Origin of the sequence: Microcoleus sp. MON1_C1, from assembly GCF_036701945.1 — a bacterium.
Classification (GTDB): Bacteria; Cyanobacteriota; Cyanobacteriia; order Cyanobacteriales; family Microcoleaceae; genus Microcoleus.
The window spans coordinates 1-1,571 of record NZ_JAUBRO010000132.1 but is presented as its reverse complement, the minus strand read 5'-3'; the positions used below and the strand labels follow the sequence as shown (position 1 = coordinate 1,571).

Here is a 1,571-nt window from a genome sequence, read left to right as displayed (position 1 = left end):
TGGTTGCCAGACCCACAACTCACGAGCCGTTGCCAGTCCGTACCCCATGTGACAGTTGGGGTGCGGAATGTGGGTTCAATCGACGTAGAAGTCTGGTCGATGGACGAACATCGGCTCGGATTGAAAGCTGTGAGAGAGGCCCGAATGAATCGATGAGTTTAGTAATGCTACGGCTGTTGTTAACTGGCGGTTTCAATGGTTGTGGTTATACGGTTTCGTGCATCCCAGTACGGGAGAAACAAAGGCGTGGATACTGCCATGTGCAATAGCCAGCTTTTTGAGCGAGTTTTAAAAGATTTTGCCCTCCAGTAGGAAAGTCGGAGCGAAAAAAAGAGTGGTTTTAGTAGTGGATGGAGCCGGATGGCATTTGAGTGAAAGCGTGAAAATCCCTAAGGAGATACATTTATATTGTCTGCCTTCACACTCACCCGAACTGCAACCAGCAGAAAGACTGGGGCCATTGACAAATGAACCGATAGCCCATCGCTGTTTTAGAAATTTGGATGAATTAGAAGCTGGTTTATTTGAACGATGTCGAAAACTGTTAAATCTCAAACAGCTAATTAGTGGTTTGACTCATTTCTATTGGTGGCCGGAGACAAAATTTTAATACTGGTCAATCGACCGGACATGATATAATCCCTTTAATCAAAGAAGATTGTTTCAGCAGAACTTGGCAACGTTGAAATAATACCTCTTCTAATTCATCAAGATTTTGAAATGAACCATAGGCAATTGGTTCATTTATCAAGGGCCATAAACGCTCTGCTGGTTGTAATTCCGGAGAAGGGGAGGGCATAAATTCCAAGTGTAGACCTTTTGGGACTTGAACTTGTGGGCTGGTGTGCCAAGCTGCTTGGTCAATAGTTAAGATGATGTGTTTATCTTTACCAACTCCAAATTCAGGCGGCAAAATCTTCTAAAACTTTGCTGAAAAGCTCGATGTTAACTTTTGGGAGAATCCAAAAGTATGTTTCTCCCGGTGAGGGGTGTACAAAACCATACAACCATAGCCATTGATATCGCCAATTTACGTTGGCTATGGGTTGCTCCCCGTACCCTACCCAAAGTCGCCTAATTATCGGCTTTAGTCCGAGACGATGCTCATCCATTGCCCACACTTCTACTGCTGCTGATGGATGCTGTTGAATTCGTTTGGTTCGTGAGCGGAGTTTTTTTTCCAAGCTCCTTGGACTTCCAAGTCAGTGAGGACCTGTTCAGGTCGGGGTATCCGCAACCGAAACTCCAACGAACGTAGATAGTCCCAACCCCTTTGTACGCTGACTGGACGCTTAAGTAAATTACTGATCCACTCAGCAACTTTATGACTGTTCGATAATCCTCCATCAGCAGTCGGAGTTCGTAAAGTTTGCAACAGTTGTGCTTGTTCCACCACAGAGAGTAAAGGTTGAGTGCCAGGATGTTGATGACGTTTGTCTTTCACTGGGGGGGTGACAAAGAGGTCTACGAGATAGACTGTATAAGGGTTGTGGCCCGCATACCTTGTTGATAAAAGCGGCGTTTATTTGGAGTTAACTTCATTAACTGTTCTACCTCGTCAGAATATTGTT

At 44.7% G+C, this 1,571-nt stretch carries 3 protein-coding genes; 1 reads left to right on the top strand and 2 read right to left on the bottom strand.

Annotated elements, in window-relative coordinates:
* Positions 1-298 precede the first annotated feature (298 nt).
* Positions 299-610, top strand: coding sequence for a transposase (locus QUA62_RS29620; RefSeq protein WP_445301741.1), 312 nt, complete (start codon positions 299-301; stop codon positions 608-610).
* 6 nt (positions 611-616) lie between these two features.
* Here the strand turns inward: QUA62_RS29620 and QUA62_RS29155 are convergent, their stop codons facing one another.
* Complete coding sequence (locus QUA62_RS29155) at positions 617-913, bottom strand: transposase (protein WP_333408276.1); 297 nt, start codon at positions 911-913, stop codon at positions 617-619.
* A gap of 210 nt (positions 914-1,123) precedes the next feature.
* Positions 1,124-1,444, bottom strand: a complete 321-nt coding sequence (locus QUA62_RS29150; RefSeq protein ID WP_333408275.1) for a winged helix-turn-helix domain-containing protein — start codon at positions 1,442-1,444, stop codon at positions 1,124-1,126.
* Positions 1,445-1,571 lie beyond the last annotated feature (127 nt).